This window comes from Enterobacter hormaechei subsp. xiangfangensis, assembly GCF_001729785.1.
GTDB classification, from domain to species: Bacteria; Pseudomonadota; Gammaproteobacteria; order Enterobacterales; family Enterobacteriaceae; genus Enterobacter; species Enterobacter hormaechei_C.
Genome location: NZ_CP017183.1, coordinates 3,690,338 through 3,711,251 on the forward strand (window position 1 = coordinate 3,690,338; position 20,914 = coordinate 3,711,251).

At 55.6% G+C, this 20,914-nt stretch carries 18 protein-coding genes; 6 read left to right on the forward strand and 12 right to left on the reverse strand.

Annotated elements, in window-relative coordinates:
• The first annotated feature begins 37 nt into the window (after positions 1 to 37).
• Positions 38 to 2,797, forward strand: coding sequence for a two-component sensor histidine kinase BarA (gene barA / locus BFV63_RS17590; protein ID WP_003862726.1), 2,760 nt, complete (start codon positions 38 to 40; stop codon positions 2,795 to 2,797).
• 50 nt (positions 2,798 to 2,847) lie between these two features.
• Here barA and BFV63_RS17595 read toward each other — a convergent pair whose 3' ends face one another.
• The 8 genes from BFV63_RS17595 to syd all read right to left on the reverse strand — a co-directional run bounded on the left by BFV63_RS17595 (position 2,848) and on the right by syd (position 11,181).
• The gene (locus tag BFV63_RS17595) at positions 2,848 to 3,993 is read right to left on the reverse strand and encodes a glycerate kinase (RefSeq protein ID WP_032610054.1); all 1,146 of its coding nucleotides are present in this window, start codon (positions 3,991 to 3,993) and stop codon (positions 2,848 to 2,850) included.
• Between the two features lie 77 nt (positions 3,994 to 4,070).
• The gene (gene gudD, locus BFV63_RS17600) at positions 4,071 to 5,408 is read right to left on the reverse strand and encodes a glucarate dehydratase (RefSeq protein ID WP_003862731.1); all 1,338 of its coding nucleotides are present in this window, start codon (positions 5,406 to 5,408) and stop codon (positions 4,071 to 4,073) included.
• 15 nt (positions 5,409 to 5,423) lie between these two features.
• Positions 5,424 to 6,764 (reverse strand): enolase C-terminal domain-like protein, encoded by a 1,341-nt coding sequence (locus BFV63_RS17605; protein ID WP_003862733.1) that lies wholly within the window; start codon positions 6,762 to 6,764, stop codon positions 5,424 to 5,426.
• Positions 6,764 to 8,119 carry a galactarate/glucarate/glycerate transporter GudP gene (gene gudP / locus BFV63_RS17610; protein WP_003862734.1) on the reverse strand — a complete coding sequence of 452 codons (1,356 nt, stop codon included), beginning with the start codon at positions 8,117 to 8,119 and terminating at the stop codon, positions 6,764 to 6,766. Before gudP ends, BFV63_RS17605 begins: the two co-directional genes overlap by 1 nt.
• 308 nt (positions 8,120 to 8,427) lie before the next feature.
• Complete coding sequence (locus BFV63_RS17615) at positions 8,428 to 8,877, reverse strand: flavodoxin (RefSeq protein WP_023295346.1); 450 nt, start codon at positions 8,875 to 8,877, stop codon at positions 8,428 to 8,430.
• Positions 8,878 to 8,892: 15 nt separating this feature from the next.
• Complete coding sequence (gene truC, locus BFV63_RS17620; RefSeq protein ID WP_045337384.1) at positions 8,893 to 9,678, reverse strand: tRNA pseudouridine(65) synthase TruC; 786 nt, start codon at positions 9,676 to 9,678, stop codon at positions 8,893 to 8,895.
• The gene (locus BFV63_RS17625) at positions 9,675 to 10,004 is read right to left on the reverse strand and encodes a YqcC family protein (RefSeq protein ID WP_003862740.1); all 330 of its coding nucleotides are present in this window, start codon (positions 10,002 to 10,004) and stop codon (positions 9,675 to 9,677) included. Before BFV63_RS17625 ends, truC begins: the two co-directional genes overlap by 4 nt.
• Positions 10,005 to 10,635: 631 nt before the next feature.
• Positions 10,636 to 11,181 carry a SecY-interacting protein gene (gene syd, locus BFV63_RS17635; protein WP_003862744.1) on the reverse strand — a complete coding sequence of 182 codons (546 nt, stop codon included), beginning with the start codon at positions 11,179 to 11,181 and terminating at the stop codon, positions 10,636 to 10,638.
• 69 nt (positions 11,182 to 11,250) lie between these two features.
• On the opposite strand from syd, the gene queF reads away from it, so the two are divergent.
• From queF to xni, 5 genes are all read left to right on the forward strand, one after another.
• Positions 11,251 to 12,093, forward strand: coding sequence for an NADPH-dependent 7-cyano-7-deazaguanine reductase QueF (gene queF / locus BFV63_RS17640; RefSeq protein WP_048242012.1), 843 nt, complete (start codon positions 11,251 to 11,253; stop codon positions 12,091 to 12,093).
• Positions 12,094 to 12,209: 116 nt separating this feature from the next.
• The gene (ppnN, locus tag BFV63_RS17645) at positions 12,210 to 13,574 is read left to right on the forward strand and encodes a nucleotide 5'-monophosphate nucleosidase PpnN (protein ID WP_003862748.1); all 1,365 of its coding nucleotides are present in this window, start codon (positions 12,210 to 12,212) and stop codon (positions 13,572 to 13,574) included.
• A gap of 504 nt (positions 13,575 to 14,078) precedes the next feature.
• Positions 14,079 to 15,368, forward strand: a complete 1,290-nt coding sequence (locus BFV63_RS17650; RefSeq protein WP_003862749.1) for an HAAAP family serine/threonine permease — start codon at positions 14,079 to 14,081, stop codon at positions 15,366 to 15,368.
• 62 nt (positions 15,369 to 15,430) lie between these two features.
• Entirely contained in the window at positions 15,431 to 16,798 is a 1,368-nt protein-coding gene (locus tag BFV63_RS17655; RefSeq protein ID WP_003862751.1) for an L-serine ammonia-lyase, read from the forward strand.
• 112 nt (positions 16,799 to 16,910) lie between these two features.
• Positions 16,911 to 17,666 (forward strand): flap endonuclease Xni, encoded by a 756-nt coding sequence (gene xni, locus BFV63_RS17660; protein ID WP_003862753.1) that lies wholly within the window; start codon positions 16,911 to 16,913, stop codon positions 17,664 to 17,666.
• Between the two features lie 57 nt (positions 17,667 to 17,723).
• Here xni and rlmM read toward each other — a convergent pair whose 3' ends face one another.
• The 4 genes from rlmM to BFV63_RS17680 all read right to left on the reverse strand — a co-directional run bounded on the left by rlmM (position 17,724) and on the right by BFV63_RS17680 (position 20,747).
• A complete protein-coding gene (rlmM, locus tag BFV63_RS17665) occupies positions 17,724 to 18,824 on the reverse strand; it encodes a 23S rRNA (cytidine(2498)-2'-O)-methyltransferase RlmM (RefSeq protein WP_003862754.1) in 1,101 nt (366 codons plus the stop codon).
• Positions 18,817 to 19,212, reverse strand: a complete 396-nt coding sequence (locus BFV63_RS17670) for a DUF423 domain-containing protein (RefSeq protein ID WP_003862756.1) — start codon at positions 19,210 to 19,212, stop codon at positions 18,817 to 18,819. Before BFV63_RS17670 ends, rlmM begins: the two co-directional genes overlap by 8 nt.
• 39 nt (positions 19,213 to 19,251) lie before the next feature.
• Positions 19,252 to 20,169: a glycine cleavage system transcriptional regulator GcvA gene (gene gcvA / locus BFV63_RS17675; protein ID WP_003862758.1), complete on the reverse strand. Its 918-nt coding sequence runs from the start codon at positions 20,167 to 20,169 to the stop codon at positions 19,252 to 19,254.
• A 350-nt stretch (positions 20,170 to 20,519) separates the two neighbouring features.
• Positions 20,520 to 20,747 carry a YgdI/YgdR family lipoprotein gene (locus tag BFV63_RS17680; RefSeq protein ID WP_003862759.1) on the reverse strand — a complete coding sequence of 76 codons (228 nt, stop codon included), beginning with the start codon at positions 20,745 to 20,747 and terminating at the stop codon, positions 20,520 to 20,522.
• Between the last annotated feature and the right edge of the window lie 167 nt (positions 20,748 to 20,914).

Here is a 20,914-nt window from a genome sequence, read left to right on the forward strand (position 1 = left end):
AAACATAATTAGCCTGATTGTCCCATAACGGAACTCCATGACCAACTACAGCCTGCGCGCGCGCATGATGATTTTGATCCTCGCTCCTACCGTTCTCATCGGTTTGCTGCTGAGCATTTTCTTTGTGGTGCATCGCTATAACGATTTGCAGAGACAGCTTGAAGATGCCGGGGCCAGCATTATCGAACCGCTGGCCGTCTCCAGCGAGTACGGTATGAACCTGCAAAACCGTGAATCCATTGGTCAGTTAATCAGCGTGCTGCACCGCCGTCATTCAGAGATTGTGCGCGCCATTTCCGTTTACGATGAGCATAACCGTCTGTTCGTCACCTCGAATTTCCATCTGGATCCCACGTCGCTGAAAATCCCGGATGGTACCCCCTTCCCGCGTCATCTTACGGTGTTGCGGCGAGGCGATATCATGATCCTGCGCACGCCGATTATCTCCGAAAGCTATTCACCCGATGAATCCGCCCAGTCCGATGCGAAGTCCAGCAATAATATGCTGGGATATGTGGCGCTGGAGCTGGATCTTAAGTCGGTACGGCTCCAGCAGTACAAAGAAATATTCATCTCCGGCGTGATGATGCTGTTCTGCATCGGCATAGCGCTGATCTTCGGCTGGCGACTGATGCGCGACGTCACGGGGCCTATCCGCAACATGGTGAATACCGTTGACCGGATCCGCCGGGGTCAGCTCGACAGCCGCGTGGAAGGCTTTATGCTCGGCGAGCTGGATATGCTGAAAAACGGCATCAACTCAATGGCGATGTCGCTGGCGGCTTATCACGAAGAGATGCAGCACAACGTTGACCAGGCCACCTCTGACCTGCGCGAAACGCTGGAGCAGATGGAGATCCAGAACGTGGAGCTGGATCTGGCGAAAAAACGTGCTCAGGAGGCGGCGCGTATTAAGTCTGAATTCCTGGCGAACATGTCGCACGAGCTGCGCACGCCGCTGAACGGGGTGATTGGCTTTACCCGTCTGACGCTCAAAAGCGAGCTTAACCCAACCCAGCGTGACCATCTGCATACCATTGAACGCTCAGCCAATAACCTGCTGACCATTATTAACGACGTACTGGACTTCTCGAAGCTGGAAGCGGGCAAGCTGATTCTGGAGAGTATTCCCTTCCCGCTGCGCAGCACGCTGGATGACGTGGTCACGCTTCTTGCCCACTCATCGCATGATAAGGGTCTGGAACTGACGCTCAATATTAAAAATGATGTGCCGGATAACGTCATTGGCGACCCGCTGCGCCTGCAACAGGTCATTACCAATCTGGTGGGCAACGCGATTAAGTTCACCGAGAGCGGCAACATCGACATTCTGGTCGAAAAAAGGGCGCTCAGTAATAACAAAGTCCAGATTGAAGTGCAGATCCGGGATACCGGCATCGGTATTCCGGAGCGCGATCAGACGCGTCTGTTCCAGGCTTTCCGCCAGGCCGATGCGAGCATTTCCCGTCGTCACGGCGGAACGGGCCTGGGGCTGGTGATCACCCAAAAGCTGGTGAAAGAGATGGGAGGCGATATCTCCTTCCACAGCCAGCCTAACCGGGGCTCAACCTTCTGGTTCCATATCAACCTTGATCTTAACCCGAACGTGCAGACCGACGGCCCGGTCACCGGCTGCCTGAAAGGGATGCGTCTGGCCTATGTGGAACCGAACGCCGCGGCGGCGCAGTGTACGCTGGATGTATTAAGCAGCACGCCGCTGGAGGTCATCTACAGCCCGACCTTCTCCGCGCTGGCGAACGATCATTACGATATCCTGTTGTTGGGGATTCCGGTGACGTTTACCGGAGAACTGACCATGCAGCAGGAACGCCTGGCGAAGGCGGCCTCAATGACGGACTACCTGCTGCTGGCGCTGCCGTGCCACGCCCAAATCAACGCCGAAGAGCTGAAAAACGACGGAGCGGCGGCGTGTCTGCTGAAACCCCTCACCGCCACACGGCTGTTACCTGCGTTGACTGAATATTGCCGTCTGACGCATCAGTCCCTGCCGCTGGAAAATGACGAACATAAGCTGCCGATGACGGTGATGGCCGTGGACGATAACCCGGCGAACCTGAAGCTGATTGGCGTGCTGCTTGAGGATCAGGTTCAGCACGTTGAGCTGTGTACCAGCGGCGCCGAAGCCGTGGAACAAGCCAAACAGATGCAGTTCGACCTGATCCTGATGGATATTCAGATGCCGGGCATGGATGGCATCCGCGCCTGCGAGTTGATTCGCCAGCTTCCGCACCAGCAGCAGACGCCGGTGATTGCCGTGACGGCGCACGCGATGGCGGGGCAAAAGGAGAAACTGCTGGGTGCGGGCATGAACGATTATCTGGCGAAACCGATCGACGAAGAGAAGCTGCACAGCCTGCTGCTGCGCTACAAGCCGGGGCACATTGGCGGGACATACACCATTACAGCTGAATCGCCGGAGATCAGCGTTAACCAGAATGCCACGTTTGACTGGCAACTGGCGCTGCGCCAGGCGGCAGGCAAACCCGATCTGGCCCGCGATATGCTGCAAATGCTGGTGGACTTCCTGCCTGAGATCCGTAACAAGGTTGAAGAACAGCTGGTGGGTGAAAACCCCGAAGGACTGCTGGAAGCCATTCATAAACTGCATGGCAGCTGCGGCTACAGCGGCGTACCGCGGTTGAAAAATCTCTGCCAGTTGCTTGAACAGCAGCTCCGCGCGGGTACGCCAGAATCCGATCTCGAACCGGAGTTCCTGGAGCTGCTGGACGAGATGGACAACGTGACGCGGGAAGCAATGAAGGTGTTGGGGAGCTAAGACCAAAGCCCGGTGGCGCTTCGCTTACCGGGCCTACAGGAGCACGAACGTTAACGCGACATCCCCTGCCCCATCTTTATCACCGCCGCAATATTCCTTGCGGCCATCTGTACATTCTGTTGCGCATTTTCCAGCGCATCCTCCAGCGAGCAGATGGTGTAAATCACGCTGAATACGGCATCCAGTCCGTGCTCATGCACCACGCCAACATCCGCCGTCAGGCTGCCGGCAATGCCAATAACCGGCTTGTTATAGCGTTTCGCGACTCTCGCCACGCCAACGGGCACTTTTCCGTGGATCGTCTGGCTGTCGATACGCCCTTCGCCCGTGATCACCAGATCGGCGTCCGCGACCTGTTCATCGAGATGCAGGGCATCGGTGACAATCTCAATCCCCTGACGGAGCTGTGCGCCGCAAAATGCATACAGCGCCGCCCCCATTCCGCCAGCCGCACCGCCGCCCGCCAGGTTTAAGACGTCAATATCCAGATCCCGGGCGATAATTTTTGCGTAATGCGCAAGCGCGTTGTCCAGCGTCCTGACCATCTCCGGCGTCGCCCCTTTCTGCGGACCAAATACCGCAGAAGCGCCAGTCTCGCCGATCAGGGGGTTGGTTACATCGCAGGCCACTTCAATTCGACAGTCTGCCAGCCGCTTGTCCAGCCCGCTAAGATCGATATGCGCAAGGCTTGTCAGTTCGCCGCCGCCCGGCCCAACGGGCTGCGCTTTCGCATCCAGCAGTTTTACGCCCAGCGCCTGCACCATGCCTGCGCCACCGTCATTGGTCGCGCTGCCTCCAATGCCAATAATGATATGCTTAACGCCCGCATCCAGCGCATGACGGATCAGTTCCCCAGTTCCCCAGGAGGTGGTGATTAACGGGTTACGCTTTGCAGGAGCAACAAGCTCCAGACCGCTCGCTGCCGCCATCTCGATAAAGGCGCTTTTCCCGTCTCCGGATAACCCGAAAAACCCTTCCACGCGTTCACCCAAAGGCCCGGTAACAGGAACATGGACAAGACGCCCATGCGTGGCTGCCACCATCGCTTCCACCGTCCCTTCGCCACCATCGGCAACCGGTAATTTGACATAGTGCGCTGACGGGAAAATTTCGCGAAAACCGACCTCTATCGCTGTCGCCACCTCCAGCGCGCTCAAGCTTTCCTTATACGAGTCCGGAGCGATAACAATTTTCATAAGCCATCCTTACGCATGTTAGTTACGTTAAGCATACACCACGTAAGGGACCACTCATGGGAGCGGTCCCAATGAGCTTATCGTACCATGCACGGACGTTTATTGTCGAATCTCCACTCTGGGATCAGGTATTGCATCGCCAGCGCGTCATCACGCGCGCCCAGGCCGTGTTTCTGGTAAAGCTCATGCGCTTTCATGACCTGGTCCATATCCAGCTCAACGCCCAGCCCCGGCGTAGCTGGAACTTGCACCATGCCGCCTTTGATTTCAAACGGCTGTTTGGTCAGGCGCTGGTTGCCCTCCTGCCAGATCCAGTGGGTGTCGATGGCGGTAATGTTGCCCGGCGCAGCGGCCGCCACGTGGGTGAACATCGCCAGCGAGATGTCGAAGTGGTTGTTGGAGTGGGAGCCCCAGGTCAGGCCGAACTCATGGCACATCTGCGCCACGCGAACCGAGCCCTGCATCGTCCAGAAGTGCGGGTCTGCCAGCGGAATGTCCACCGATTGCAGCGAGAGCGTGTGCCCCATCTGACGCCAGTCGGTCGCGATCATGTTGGTGGCGGTTGGCAGCCCGGTGGCGCGACGGAACTCCGCCATTACTTCACGTCCGGAGAACCCCTGCTCGGCGCCGCACGGATCTTCCGCGTAGGCCAGCACGCCTTTAAGCTGCTTACCGATTTTGATCGCCTCATCAAGCGACCAGGCACCGTTCGGATCCAGCGTGACGCGCGCCTGCGGGAAGCGCTTCGCCAGCGCGGCGATCGCCTCTGCTTCTTCTTCACCCGCCAGTACGCCGCCTTTCAGCTTGAAGTCATTAAAGCCATATTTTTCATACGCGGCTTCCGCCAGGCGCACCACCGCGTCCGGGGTCATCGCTTCATCGTGACGCACACGATACCAGTCGCATTTTTCGTCCGGCTGGCTCTGGTACGGCAGCGGGGTGAGTTTGCGGTTGCCGATAAAGAACAGGTAGCCGAGCATTTCCACTTCGCTGCGCTGTTGGCCGTCGCCCAGCAGGGAGGCGACATTGACGCCCAGATGCTGGCCCAGCAGATCCAGCATCGCGGCTTCAATGCCCGTGACCACATGGATAGTGGTGCGCAGATCAAACGTTTGCAGACCACGGCCACCCGCATCACGATCGGCAAAGGTCGTGCGCACGCGAGTCAGCACATTTTTGTACTCGCCCAGCGTTTTACCCACCACCAGCGGAATGGCGTCCTCCAGCGTTTTACGGATCTTCTCCCCGCCCGGGATTTCACCGACACCGGTATGCCCTGAGTTGTCCTTGATCACCACAATATTACGGGTGAAGAACGGCGCATGGGCGCCGCTCAGGTTCATCAGCATGCTGTCATGTCCCGCGACAGGAATGATCTGCATGGAGGTAACTACAGGGGTAGAAAATGTGCTCATCGTTCGATCCTTTTATCAGTGACGTCCAAATACAGGGCGCTTACGGTCAAATGTCCAGCCGGGGATAAGGTACTGCATCGGGCCTGCGTCGTTGCGCGCGCCGCCCGGCAGTTTTTTATACGCTTCATGCGCCTTGTGGATCTGATCCCAGTCAAGCTCCACGCCCAGCCCCGGCGCATCCGGTACGGCAATTGTGCCGTTTTTGATTTCAAGTGGATTTTTGGTCAGGCGCGCTTCGCCTTCCTGCCAGATCCAGTGCGTATCGATGGCGGTCGGGTTGCCCGGCGCCGCCGCGCCAACGTGGGTAAACATCGCCAGCGAAATGTCGAAATGATTATTGGAGTGGCAGCCCCAGGTGAGGCCCCAGTCATCGCACAGCTGCGCCACGCGCACCGCGCCGGAAAGGGTCCAGAAGTGCGGGTCCGCCAGCGGTATGTCCACCGCATTCAGCATCACCGCATGGCCCATTTCGCGCCAGTTGGTGGCGATCATGTTGGTCGCAACCGGCAGCCCGGTAGCGCGGCGGAATTCGGCCATCACCTCGCGGCCAGAAAAGCCCTGCTCGGCACCGCACGGATCTTCCGCGTAGGTCAGCACGTCGCCCAGCCCTTTGCACAGCGCGATAGCTTCATCCAGCAGCCAGGCGCCGTTCGGATCGACGGTGATGCGTGCCTCCGGGAAGCGTTTTTTCAACGCGCGCACGCTGTCAATCTCCTGCTCGCCCGGCAGAACGCCGCCTTTCAGCTTGAAGTCTTTAAAGCCGTAGCGATCCTGCGCCGCCTCTGCCAGGCGTACCACCGCCTCGCCAGAGAGCGCCTCCTGATGACGCAGGTGATACCACTCGTGGCTACCCGGCGAGCGTTCCAGATACGGCAGATCGGTTTTAGTCCGGTCGCCAACGTAGAACAGATAGCCCAGCACCGTGACCGCATCACGCTGTTTGCCTGGCCCCAGCAGTTCGCAGACCGGCACGTTCAGCGCCTTGCCCAGTAAATCGAGGAGAGCCGCCTCCAGCGCCGCCACCGCGTTAACGCGCAGTTCAAACGTCCAGGCACCTTTGCCGAAGGTATCAAAATCCGCCGACTGGTTGCCCTTATGCACCCGCTGAACCACCTTGTTGAGACGGGCGACCTCCTGCCCAACCACCTGCGGGATGGCGTCGACCAGCGTCTGGTAAATCACCTCTCCGCCAGGCGCTTCCCCGACGCCGGTGTTCCCTGCGCTGTCGGTCAGCACCACAATGTTGCGGGTGAACCAGGCGTTATGCGCGCCACCAATGTTGAGCAGCATGCTGTCCTGCCCCGCCACCGGGATGACCTTCATCTCCGTCACGATCGGGCTTGATTGCGTTGTCATCATCCGCGCTCCCCAACAGGTTTCAGTTCGATTCGTTTGATGTCACCCACCAGCACCAGGTAACTGAGTACCGCCACCAGCGCATGGACGCCTACATAAATCAGCGCACCATTGAAGGAGCCGGTGGTGCCGACGATGTAACCGATAGCGATTGGGGTGACAATGCCGGAAATGTTGCCAAACATGTTGAACAGACCGCCGCTCAGGCCGCTGATCTCTTTCGGCGCGGTATCTGCCATCACCGCCCAGCCCAGTGCGCCAATGCCTTTACCGAAGAAGGCCATCGCCATAAAGCCGATAATCATCCACTCCGCGCTGACGTAGTTACAGAACACCATGGTCATGGAGAGCAGCATGCCGAGCACGATTGGCGTTTTACGCGCAATATTCAGCGAACCGGTACGACGCATCAACCAGTCGGAGATGACCCCGCCAAGCACCCCACCCACGAAGCCGCAGATGGCCGGCACGGAGGCGACAAACCCCGCCTTCAGAATCGACATCCCACGCGCCTGCACCAGGTAAACCGGGAACCAGGTGATGAAGAAGTAGGTTAAGGCGTTAATGCAATACTGGCCGAGATAGATACCGATCATCATTCGTGAGCCGACGAGTTGTTTGATCTGCCCCCATTTCTGGCTGAACGGGACCTTAGCTTTCTGGGTTTTCTGATCCATGTTGATCAGCGCCCCGCCTTCAGCAATGTAGTCCAGCTCTTTCTTGTTCACGCCCGGATGCTGGTTTGGTTCGTGGATCACTTTCAGCCAGATGAAGCTGATGACGATCCCCAGCCCGCCCATGAAGAAGAAGACGTGTGACCAGCCCACCTCATGCGTCAGCCAGCCCATGATTGGCGCGAAAATAACCGTCGCAAAGTATTGCGCCGAGTTAAAGATCGCTACCGCCGTTCCCCTCTCCTGCGCCGGGAACCAGGCGGCCACAATACGGCTGTTGCCAGGGAATGATGGCGCTTCCGCTAAGCCCACCAGGAAGCGGAGGGTAAAGAGCGCAATGATAATGCCGAAGCCGCTAAAGATATCCACGAAGCCCTGTAACAGGGTAAACATCGACCAGATGAAAATGGACCAGAAATAGACCCGTTTTGAGCCAAAGCGGTCCAGCAGCCAGCCGCCAGGGATTTGGCCGATTACGTAGGCCCATGAAAATGCGGAGAAAACATACCCCATACCCACCGGATCAAGTCCGATGTCCTTTGCCATCTCAGAGCCGGCAATGGATAACGTGGCACGGTCGCCGTAGTTGAAAGAGGTGACGATAAACAGCATCACCACTATCCAGTAGCGGGCGTTGGTGCGCTTCTCAGCGCTGCTCGCCGCGTGGCTTAATGTACTCATTGTTGCACTCCTGAAACATAGCTTTCGCCTGGTTCATTCTGTACAGCACCTGTAGGGTAATCAGAATGAGAGATTTGTGTTTGGTTTTGGTACGGCCAGAAGCCGTTTTATAGTGACGGGAAAAGTATATGAAGGAGTGACCGGTTCTCTCACCGTGCAGGAACACAACATTGACGGGCGTGGGGAACGTGGTTTGGGGCATAAGCCCAAAGTGGTGGAAGATACTTCACGGAATTAAGGATAGGGTGCGGCTTCGTTGCCGGGTGGCGGCTTCGCCTTACCCGGCCTGGCGTTCGTTTAGTACAGGGTTAGTTCAGGAGCGTGGCCCAGTGTTCAACCCAGGGATTTGACTCGCTTTCTGGCTCAGGGTGTTCACCTGCATCAATCAGCAACATCTCTCCGACGCGCTGAGCGCTCTGTTCCTGCAACAGCGCGTCGAACTGCTTACCGCCGCCGCAGAAATTGGCGTAAGAGCTATCGCCGAGGGCAATGATGCCATAGTGAACATCTGGCTGATAGCCAAGCTGGTCTTTAATGCCCTGGAAAAGCGGGACGATGCTGTCCGGTAGATCGCCCTGCCCGGTGGTGGAGGTCACCACCAGGATGTATTTATCTTTATACTTTTCCCAGTCCGCCAGCTCCGGATCTTCATAGACCGTTGCTTTATGGCCCTGGTTTACGAGGATTGCTTCCGCTTCCTCCGCCACTAGCAGCGAGTTGCCGTACATTGTCCCGACAAAAATGCCTACTTCAGCCATGCTTTGCTCCCGTAATTATTGCGCTTGCTGTTCATCCTGAACGTTGCCTGCGGCAAACTCAACCCTTTCATTTTCGGGGAGTTGTCCCAGCCAGCCAAACTGTGACAGCGCCTGCATCCAGACCTTGTCCAGCCCCGCGCGAATAGTCAGCGGTTCGCCGGTAAACGGGTGCGTCAGGCGTAGCTCGCTGGCGTGCAGCATCAGCCGGTTACAGCCAAAGTGCTCGGCCGCGCTGCGGTTCTGGCGCAGATCGCCGTGCTTGCTGTCGCCGATAATGGGGTGGCGCAGATGTGCAAGGTGACGGCGAAGCTGGTGCTTGCGCCCGGTTTTGGGCAAAAGCTCCACCAGACTGTATCGCGTGGTCGGAAATTTGCTGGTCGCCACCGGCAGTTCTGTGGTCGCCATACCACGATAGTCGGTCACCGCTGGCTGCGGGCCTTTATCTTCGCGGGCAAATTTATCGGCGATTTTATCCAGTTCCTCCACCAGGGGATAATCAAGCGTGGCGGAATCCATCAGCCAGCCACGCACGATGGCGTGGTAGCGTTTCTGGATCTGGTGCTGTTCAAACTGCTGCGCCAGCAGGCGCCCGGCCTCACTGGAAAGCCCCATCAGCAGAACACCAGAGGTTGGCCGATCGAGACGATGGGCAGTAAAAACGTGCTGACCGATTTGATCGCGCACGGTTTGCATGACCACCACTTTCTCATCGCGATCGAGCCAGCTACGGTGCACCAGCCAGCCGGACGGTTTATTCACCGCCACTAACCACTCATCCTGATAAAGGATCTCAAGCGTCATGCATCGTCACCGGCGAAAAGCGCATCCAGCTTCTCCAGCTCCACCAGCATCATGGCACGCGCCGGGTGGGTCGCTTCCAGCGCCATTTCGTAATAGGGAGAGACGGCAAAAGACGCGGGCAACGCGTGGCCACCTTCCAGCAGCGCGTGCATACGCGGAATTAAGACCCACTGGAGCCACTCGAACGGGTCCAGCGTATCCAGACAAAACGGTTGGGTGCTGGCGAACGCGTCTGGCTGCGGCGCGTTATCCTGCCACAGCTGATGCTGGCGCATAAGGGCTTCGATGGCGTGCAACTGCGCACGAACGCTGTCATGATGCGACATATATACCTCAACTGAAAAACGGAATGGCGCGAAGCATAGCATTGCGGAAGACAGAAATAAAAAAGGGAGCACTGTAAAAACAGTGCTCCCGGTTCGTTTCGCAGCATTCCAGCTACAATACGTGCTCCCTGCTCATCCGTGACAACTTTTCCTGATGCCCGAAGGCCTGGTCATCCCTTTACCTTTTGCTTCCTGCTCACATCGTCCTGATGTGTAGGTTTCATCCTGAAACGTCCTGGCCATCCTGACCCACCGACCATCCTGACCGGCTCTCGTTCTCCTTCCTGGAGGTGTCCCTTACGCATCCTGCGTGATCCACTTTGCTTCATCCTGAAGCCTTCCTGCGGCGTCATCCTGACGTGTCCCTGGTAAGAAACGCCATCATCCTGATGTTCGTTTCTCGTGTCGGCATCCTGTCGACACAGATAGAATCCGCTATTCTGCTTCGTCTTACAACCCACCTTGTGAGCAATGTAAGCCAGGCGAAACGGGGGATTTCCTTTCAGAAAACCACTAACTTATTGAAAGAGAAGTTAATATTAATCTGAAATTCCTAAGACAATGCTAATTGTTTCGGCGATGTCTCACAGCGCGTGTAAGAGATCTCTCACACGCCCACTAGCATCATGGATTACAGAAGCGGCTCAATTCGGGTAAGGAAATCCGCAAGTGAAGGCGCGAGAACGTCGCGATTGCGGGTGCCGAGCGTCTCTTTAATGACCTCGCCAGACAGGTTGCAGACAGAAATGACGTCCAGTTCACTGTCGAGCGTCGCAATAAAGAGAGTCGGAGAGAGCTTAAGCCGTTTTTGCGTGACCAGGTGACCAATGAGGTTTTCCTGAACGCGTTGCAGATCGTCTTCGCTCCAGGTTTGCAGCAGCGTCAGCGGCTGTCCTGCAAAACATGCAGTCATATCCCCGGCAAACTGCGTGGTATAAAATGCATGAAGCGCAGGTTGTATCACAAGGTCCATCGCGCGTTCAACAGCATTTACATTCTGCTCGCCCATGAACGGTTTCGGTTGCCAGATAACGTAATCATCCTGCGAAGCGATAATGCACGGTGACGGCACGCCATATAAGTCAGTACTTTGCGGCCACGTCCCCCGCTTTTCATGCCAGGCATCGCAATAGCGGGTCGTGAAGGACGTCAGGGCATTTGCAGTTTCGATATCCACCGATTTCTCTCTTCTTGTAAGACAGGATAAACTCAGCCCATAAGTGTACCTGTAAAGTGGCTATGAAACATGTCTTACGAAAATCATCAGGCGTTAACGGGCTTAACGCTGGGAAAATCGACCGATTACCGCGACACCTACGATGCAAGCCTGTTGCAGGGCGTGCCGCGCAGTCTGAACCGCGATCCGCTCGGGCTGCACGCTGACGCGCTGCCGTTTGTCGGCGGCGACATCTGGACGCTGTACGAACTCTCCTGGCTGAATGCGCGCGGTCTGCCGCAGGTGGCCGTGGGCCACGTTGAGCTGGATTACGCCAGCGTAAACCTGGTCGAATCCAAGAGCTTTAAGCTCTATCTCAACAGCTTTAACCAGACCAAATTTAACAGCTGGGACGAGGTGCAACAGACGCTTGAACGTGATTTAAGCGCGTGCGCGCAGGGGAACGTAACCGTCTCGTTATACCGTCTGCATGAGCTGGAAGGTCAGCCCATCGCCCATTTCCACGGCACCTGCATCGACGGTCAGGACATTGAGGTGGAAAGCTATGAATTTAGCAGCGACTACCTGGAAAACGCGGCGGGCGGAAAAGTGGTCAACGAGACGCTGGTTAGCCATCTGCTGAAATCCAACTGCCTTATCACCTATCAGCCGGACTGGGGCTCGGTACAGATCCAGTACCGCGGCCCGCAGATTGACCGTGAAAAGCTGCTGCGTTACCTGGTGTCATTCCGTCATCACAACGAATTCCACGAGCAGTGCGTGGAGCGCATCTTCAACGACATCCAGCGTTTCTGCCAGCCCGAAAAGTTGAGCGTTTACGCCCGCTACACCCGTCGCGGCGGTCTGGATATCAACCCGTGGCGCACCAATACCGATTTTGTGCCTGCCACCGGACGACTTGTGCGCCAGTAAGATAAATATTTTCACAATATGCGGGCGGTATTCCGCCCGAAGTGTTGTGAAACGTCATAAGCCAGGGCTATTGTAATCAACAGGGAAAGACGATAATCGTCCCATAAGGAGCTCACTTGATTACACATATTAGCCCGCTTGGCTCTATGGATATGTTGTCGCAACTGGAAGTGGACATGCTTAAACGCACCGCCAGTAGCGACCTTTATCAACTGTTTCGTAACTGTTCACTTGCCGTACTGAACTCCGGAAGCCTGACCGACAACAGTAAAGAGCTGCTGTCCCGCTTCGAAAGTTTTGATATCAACGTGCTGCGCCGCGAGCGCGGGGTGAAGCTCGAAGTGATCAACCCGCCGGAAGACGCTTTTGTCGACGGGCGTATTATTCGCTCACTTCAGGCCAACCTGTTTGCCGTGCTGCGCGACATTCTGTTTGTTAACGGACAGATTAGCAATGCCGGACGTTTCCAGCATCTTGACCTGGAAAGTTCCGTTCATATCACCAACCTGGTCTTCTCCATTCTGCGTAACGCCCGTGCCCTGCACGTGGGCGAAGCGCCGAACATGGTCGTCTGCTGGGGCGGTCACTCCATTAACGAAACCGAATACCTGTATGCCCGCCGCGTAGGGACGCAGCTCGGCCTGCGCGAACTGAATATCTGTACCGGTTGCGGTCCTGGCGCGATGGAAGCGCCGATGAAAGGCGCGGCAGTAGGACACGCACAGCAACGCTATAAAGAAGGCCGTTTTATCGGCATGACCGAGCCATCGATCATCGCCGCTGAGCCGCCTAACCCGCTGGTTAACGAACTGATTATTATGCCGGATATCGAAAAACGTCTTGAGGCGTTTGTCCGTATCGCGCACGGCATCATCATCTTCCCGGGCGGCGTAGGCACGGCGGAAGAGCTGCTTTATCTGCTGGGGATCCTGATGAACCCGGCTAACAAAGATCAGGTTCTGCCGCTGATCCTGACCGGCCCGAAAGAGAGCGCCGACTACTTCCGCGTGCTGGACGAGTTTATCGTGCATACGTTGGGCGAAGATGCGCGCCGTCACTACCGCATTATTATTGACGATGCCGCAGAAGTGGCCCGTCAGATGAAAAAAGCGATGCCGCTGGTGAAAGAGAATCGTCGTGATACCGGGGATGCCTACAGTTTTAACTGGTCCATCCGTATCGCACCGGATCTTCAGATACCCTTCGAGCCGTCGCATGAGAACATGGCGAACCTCAAACTCTATCCGGATCAGCCGGTGGAAGTGCTGGCTGCCGACCTGCGTCGCGCCTTCTCTGGCATCGTGGCGGGGAACGTGAAAGAGGTAGGGATCCGCGCAATTGAAGAGTTCGGGCCGTATAAGATCCACGGTGACCCGGAGATGATGCGCCGCATGGATGACATGTTGCAGGGCTTTGTCGCTCAGCACCGCATGAAGCTTCCAGGCTCTGCCTATATTCCGTGTTACGAAATCATCAAGTAAAGCGACATTTCTCTCCTCTCAAGCCGGATCGTCATCCGGCTTTTTTATTAGTGATGCAATTCATAGCGATCTTCAATGTTATTAACAAATCTGACGCCTGCGCAAACGATTACCTCGATTTTGAAACCGTAAATAATCAGCCTTAATCGAAATTACCCGCCAGAAAATCCTAAAATCCCATTTCTTTACAGCGAAAGACACCTATCTCGCGGGTCGACCTTTTCGAAAACATGTCGTTAATGGTAGCCTTCGCGCCCGTAAATTCTCTTTGATGTTTTTTTAACAGATAAATGGTCTAAAGATACCCACATCACAAGTGGATTATTGCATTTGGGATCGCGATCACTGATAGATTCATAACTAGAATGTATCTTTCCGCCCGCCAATAGTTACGGGCAAAAATTATTAAAAAACCGTCACTGAACGAATTTCATATTACCGTCAGGCACTTTTTCATCGGATTTGACTAAAAACCTGACAATTTGCTTCCTCCAGGAGATACAGATGGAAACCACTCAAACCAGCACCGTTGCTTCGATTGAATCCCGAAGCGGTTGGCGCAAAACGGATACCATGTGGATGCTTGGCCTGTACGGCACAGCAATCGGCGCTGGTGTACTGTTCCTTCCTATCAACGCAGGTGTCGGCGGTATGATCCCGCTGATCATCATGGCCCTCATCGCTTTCCCGATGACCTTCTTTGCACACCGCGGCCTGACCCGCTTCGTGCTGTCCGGTAAAAATCCGGGCGAAGACATCACTGAAGTCGTTGAAGAACACTTCGGCGTCGGCGCAGGTAAGCTGATTACCCTGCTCTACTTCTTCGCGATTTACCCGATTCTGCTGGTGTACAGCGTTGCTATCACCAACACCGTTGAAAGCTTTATGATGCACCAGCTTCAGATGACCCCGCCGCCGCGTGCGATTCTGTCCCTGATCCTGATCGTCGGTATGATGACCATCGTGCGCTTCGGCGAGCAGATGATTGTGAAAGCGATGAGCGTGCTGGTGTTCCCGTTTGTTGCGGCTCTGATGGTGCTGGCTCTGTACCTGATCCCACAGTGGAACGGCGCTGCGCTGGAAACCCTGTCTCTGAGCAGCGCATCCACGACCGGCAACGGTCTGCTGCTGACCCTGTGGCTGGCGATCCCGGTGATGGTATTCTCCTTCAACCACTCGCCAATCATCTCTTCCTTCGCAGTAGCGAAGCGTGAAGAGTACGGCAATGGCGCAGAGAAGAAGTGCTCCAGCATCCTGGCTCGCGCGCACATCATGATGGTACTGACCGTAATGTTCTTCGTGTTCAGCTGCGTGCTGAGCCTCTCCCCGGCGGATCTGGCGGCGGCGAAAGAGCAGAACATCTCTATTCTGTCTTACCTGGCAAACCACTTTAACGCACCGCTGATTGCGTGGATGGCGCCGATCATCGCGATTATCGCCATCACCAAATCCTTCCTGGGCCACTACCTGGGCGCACGTGAAGGCTTCAACGGCATGGTGATTAAATCTCTGCGTGGTAAAGGCAAGACCATTGAAATCAACCGTCTGAACAAAATCACTGCACTGTTCATGCTGGTGACCACCTGGGCGGTAGCCACCCTGAACCCAAGCATTCTGGGCATGATTGAAACCTTGGGCGGCCCGATTATCGCGATGATCCTGTTCCTGATGCCGATGTACGCGATTCAGAAAGTGCCTGCGATGCGCAAATACAGCGGCCATATCAGCAACGTGTTCGTTGTTGTGATGGGCCTGATTGCCATCTCCGCTATTTTCTACTCGCTGTTCAGCTAATACCTCCTGCGCCGTCTGCGGACGGCGCACTTCTCCCCTCTGACTGAAGCAATGGACGCATCATGATTAGCGTATTCGATATCTTCAAAATCGGTATTGGTCCTTCCAGCTCTCACACCGTCGGACCAATGAAAGCCGGTAAACAATTCACGGATGACTTGATTGCACGCGGCATTTTGCACGACATCACCCGCGTGGTTGTCGATGTATATGGTTCCCTTTCCCTGACCGGTAAAGGCCACCATACCGATATTGCCATTATCATGGGGCTGGCGGGTAATCTGCCGGATACCGTTGATATTGATGCAATACCTGGCTTTATCCAGGACGTGAACACCCACGGTCGTTTGCTGCTGGCGAACGGCGAGCATGAGGTTGAATTCCCGGTTGATCACTGCATGAATTTCCATGCGGATAACCTGTCGTTGCACGAGAATGGCATGCGCATTACCGCGCTGGCCGGCGACAAAGCGGTTTACAGCCAGACGTATTACTCCATCGGCGGCGGGTTTATCGTCGACGAGGACCATTTTGGTCAAAGCACCAATTCTGCTGTTGATGTGCCGTACCCTTACAAAAACGCGGCCGACTTACAGCGTCACTGCCAGGAGACAGGGCTTTCTCTCTCCGGCCTGATGATGAAAAACGAGCTGGCCCTGCACAGCAAAGAGGAACTGGAACAGCACTTCGCTAACGTCTGGGAAGTGATGCGCAGCGGCATTGAGCGCGGGATCACCACCGAAGGCGTGCTGCCGGGTAAACTGCGTGTTCCGCGTCGTGCGGCTGCGCTGCGCCGCATGCTGGTCAGCGCCGACAAAACCACCACCGATCCGATGGCCGTCGTCGACTGGATCAACATGTTCGCGCTGGCGGTGAACGAAGAGAACGCCGCGGGCGGCCGCGTCGTCACCGCACCAACCAACGGGGCGTGCGGCATTGTTCCGGCGGTCCTGGCGTATTACGACAAGTTTATCCGTGAAGTGAACGCAAACTCACTTGCACGCTACCTGCTGGTCGCCAGTGCGATTGGCTCACTGTACAAGATGAACGCCTCAATTTCTGGCGCGGAAGTAGGCTGTCAGGGTGAAGTGGGCGTAGCCTGCTCTATGGCGGCGGCGGGTCTGGCCGAATTGCTGGGCGCAAGCCCTGCGCAGGTTTGTATCGCGGCGGAAATCGGCATGGAACATAACCTGGGGCTGACCTGCGATCCGGTCGGCGGACAGGTCCAGGTGCCATGCATCGAACGTAACGCCATCGCCTCGGTGAAAGCAGTGAACGCGGCCCGTATGGCGCTGCGTCGTACCAGCGAACCGCGCGTCTGCCTCGACAAGGTTATCGAAACCATGTACGAAACCGGCAAAGATATGAACGCCAAATACCGCGAAACCTCCCGCGGTGGCCTGGCGATGAAGATCGTCACCTGCGATTAAGCCTCTCAGGAAGCCTCGTTTTGCGAGGCTTCTTCCTGTTTTCCCCACCATTCATAGTTTCATGCTGCGCTCAGTGTTACCCTTCACCCATTAGACAGAAGGGAGATTATCTGTGGCCGTTCATTTGCTTATCGTCGATGCTCTTAACCTGATTCGCCGTATTCATGCGGTACAGGGCACACCCTGCAAGGACACCTGTTTACACGCGCTGGAGCAGCTTATCCGCCACAGTGAACCCACCCATGCGGTCGCGGTTTTTGATGACGAAGCCCGCAACACGGGCTGGCGGCACCAGCGCCTGCCGGACTACAAAGCCGGGCGTGCGCCGATGCCGGACGATCTGCACGCAGAAATGCCCGCTATCCGCGCGGCCTTTGAGCAGCGCGGCGTTCCGTGCTGGGGCGCCCACGGTAATGAGGCTGACGATTTAGCCGCAACGCTGGCGGTTAAAGTCGCGAGCGCCGGACATCAGGCGACTATCGTTTCAACCGACAAAGGCTACTGCCAGCTGCTCTCCCCCACTATCCGTATTCGCGACTATTTTCAAAAACGCTGGCTGGACGCGCCGTTCATTGCCAGCGAGTTTGGCGTATCGCCTGAGCAACTGCCGGATTACTGGGGGCTGGCGGGGATCAGCAGCTCTAAAGTGCCGGGTGTCGCCGGTATTGGACCCAAAAGCGCCGCACAGCTGCTGACGGAGTTTCAGAGTCTGGAAGGGATGTACGCCCGGCTGAACGAGGTGCCGGATAAATGGCGCAAAAAGCTGGAGGCGCATAAAGAAATGGCGTTTATCTGCCGGGAGGTGGCGACGCTACAGACGGATTTACAACTGGACGGGAATTTACAGCAGTTAAGGTTAGAGCGTTAAAACAACTACACGATTTTGTAGGCCCGGTAAGCGCAGCGCCACCGGGCGTTACAAACGTTATCGCTCGTCGCGACGCCCCCCCACGGCCGCCCACCAGCGACGGATATGCACCGTCACTTCTTCGCGGTCGTGATAAAGCTGACGCGCCTGGATTTCCGCGTTAATCCCGTGTTCATCCAGCTGCTGCTGAATGTAGGCCAGGTTCTGCGACACCTCCTCATAGCGCTTTTTCATCGGCAGCTTGAGGTTGAAAATGGTCTCGCGACACCAGCCGTTCACCAGCCAGGAGGCCATCAGCGCGGCCACTTTCGCCGGTTTCTCAACCATGTCGCACACCATCCAGGAGATGTTGTTGCGGTTCGGGCGATAGCGGAAACCGTCTTCACGCAGCCAGGTGACCTGTCCGGTGTCCATCAGGCTTTGCGCCATTGGGCCGTTATCAACGGACGATACCCACATGTTGCGTTTCACCAGCTGATAGGTCCAGCCGCCCGGGCACGCGCCAAGGTCGACGGCATACATGCCGTTTGCCAGCCGTTCGTCCCACTCGTCCGCCGGGATAAAGACGTGAAACGCCTCCTCCAGCTTGAGGGTTGAACGGCTCGGCGCATCTGCCGGGAAGCGCAGACGCGGGATCCCCATAAAGAACGGCGAGTTATTGGTGGTATACGAGTAGCCTGCGTAACAACATCCTGGCGCAATAAAGAAGATATGCACGACTGGGCGCTTTGGCGTTTCGTAGTTTGTCAGCACACCCGCATCACGCAGCGCCGCGCGCAGCGGCACGGTGAACTTACGGCAGAACTTCATCAGCTCTTTGCTTTCGTTGGTGTCGGCCACTTCCACGCGCAAATCGCCGCCCTTCTCCACCACGCCCTGCAACAGGCCAACAATCGGCGTGATGCGATCTTCCGGCGGAAGATCTTTCAGCAGTTCACCCGCGACAAACATCTGACGGGCGAAAATCAATGAGCTGAACGGCAGTTCGCGCGCCAGCTTGTCGGCATCATCAGGCTGATAGCATTCAAATACCACATAGCCCGCGTTCTCTTTGACGCGAGCGAATCCAAAGACTTCACGCTTCGCCGCTTTATCGGTGATTTCCGCGGCGCACTCTTTCTCAAACCCCGGGCGACAATATAAAACAACCTTATTCATGAACAACGCCCTTGCGTTTCAGACGGATAGCTCCGATAAACATTAACACCCAACCCGCCAGGAAGCTGACGCCGCCGACAGGTGTAACAAACGCCCACAGGCGTAAATGCGACAGCGCCAGACAGTAAAGACTGCCGCTGAACAGTACGGTACCCAGCGCCAGAAAGACGCTGCTCCAGTAAAACCAGATGCTGATGCGGCGCTGCATCGCCACCGCCAGCCCAAAAATTGCCAGCGTGTGGAACGCCTGATATTCAAGGCCGGTCTGGATCCACCCCATCTCCACAACGCCCAGAGATTTGCTTAAGACATGCGCGCCAAACGCGCCCAGAGCTACAAAAATAAAGCCACTCACCGCGGCGAAAATCAGCATGAATCGGCTGGTCATGTTTAAGTCCTGAATTGATGCGTGCCCGGCACACAAACGTTATTGTTCATACCTGAAGCGGAATTTTTCTTGCTCGCTTGCCGCTTTCGCCAGTATCCACTGCCGGAAAGCGGCTATTTTACCCAGTTCTGCCTGACTGTCATGACAAACCAGATAAAATGCATTCTTGCTGACCAGTACATCGTTAAATGGGCAAACCAGACGGCCTGCCTCAATTTCGGACTGCGCCATAACGTTGTTTGCCAACGCCACGCCCTGCCCGTGAATGGCAGCCTGTAGCACCATCGCGCTGTGGCTAAAAATGGGCCCCTGCTGCACGTTTATATGATTAAGACCTAACTGGCGGGTATAAGTTTGCCAGTCGCGACGCGACGCATCGTGCAAAAGCGTATGTTGCGCCAGATCGGCGGGCGTTTTGAGCGCTTTATCCCCCGTCAGCAGCAGCGGTGAACAGACCGGCAACAGATATTCTGCGTATAATTTTTCCACACGCAAGCCCGGCCAGTTACCGCGACCGTAAAAAATCGCCACGTCCACATCATCTGCAAGCTTGTCTTCCTGACGGTCCACCGCCTGGATTCGGACATCGATTCCCGGATAAGTTGAGTTAAAGCTTGAGAGTCGCGGCACCAGCCACTGAATGGCAAAACTGGGCAATAAACTCACAGTCAGGGCGCCTTTTGCGCTCCGGGCCTGAAGCTTGCGAGTGGCTTCCGTCAGCTGGGAAAAAATCTCTTTAATATCCTGAAAATAGCTCTGCCCCTCTTCGGTCAACAGCAACGAACGGTTGCGTCGACGGAACAGCTTAAGCCCCAGAAAATCCTCCAGAGACTTGATTTGATGACTTACTGCGGCCTGTGTCACAAAAAGCTCATCGGCTGCGCGGGTGAAGCTGAGGTGGCGTGCTGCTGCATCAAAAACACGTAATGCATTAAGGGGTGGCAATCGCTTGGACATGGTTATCTGGCTTAGATGTTAACGAGATTTAACATATAGGAAACAACGTTTAACCTATTAGTTTTTTTTATCTGAGCCATTATAATTTGTCCGTTGAGGAACTACCAGCAAATACCTATAGTGGCGGCACTTCCTGAGCCGGAACGAAAAGCTTTTTTTGGAATGCGTGTTCTGAAGGGCTTTTGGCTTACGGTTGTGATGTTGTGTTGTTGTGTTTGCAATTGGTCTGCGATTCAGACCACGGTAGCAACGCTACCAATTTTTCACTTCCTGTACATTTACCCTGTCTGTCCATAGTGATTAATGTAGCACCGCCAACTTGCGGTGCTTTTTTTTCGCTTATCTAACTGTTAATGCTCGATTTCCTTCATCTCTTTCACGTCAGTGCGATTGATCTGCTGTTTGTTCCCGTTAGCATCTTTGTATGAAATCATCCCGGTATCATTATCGGTTGTCGGTTTCCCTTCAGAGACGATAGATCGACCATCGTTGGTATGCATTACGTAGTTATTTCCAGAACAGGCGCTCAGGGCAAAGGTCAACGCACAGGCAGAAATGATTGCAGCTGTCTTTTTCATGATTATCTCCTTTAGCAATTAATGCTATTCAAACCTCGATTTATAACAGGCTAAAACATCCGCCTAACACTATTTAGCATAACCTGCTTTTTCAGACTCGCCAGGATAAGCAGACAAATCTGATAGATATCAACTTCCTTGCCCTGCCGATGAATTTGCGCGACGAT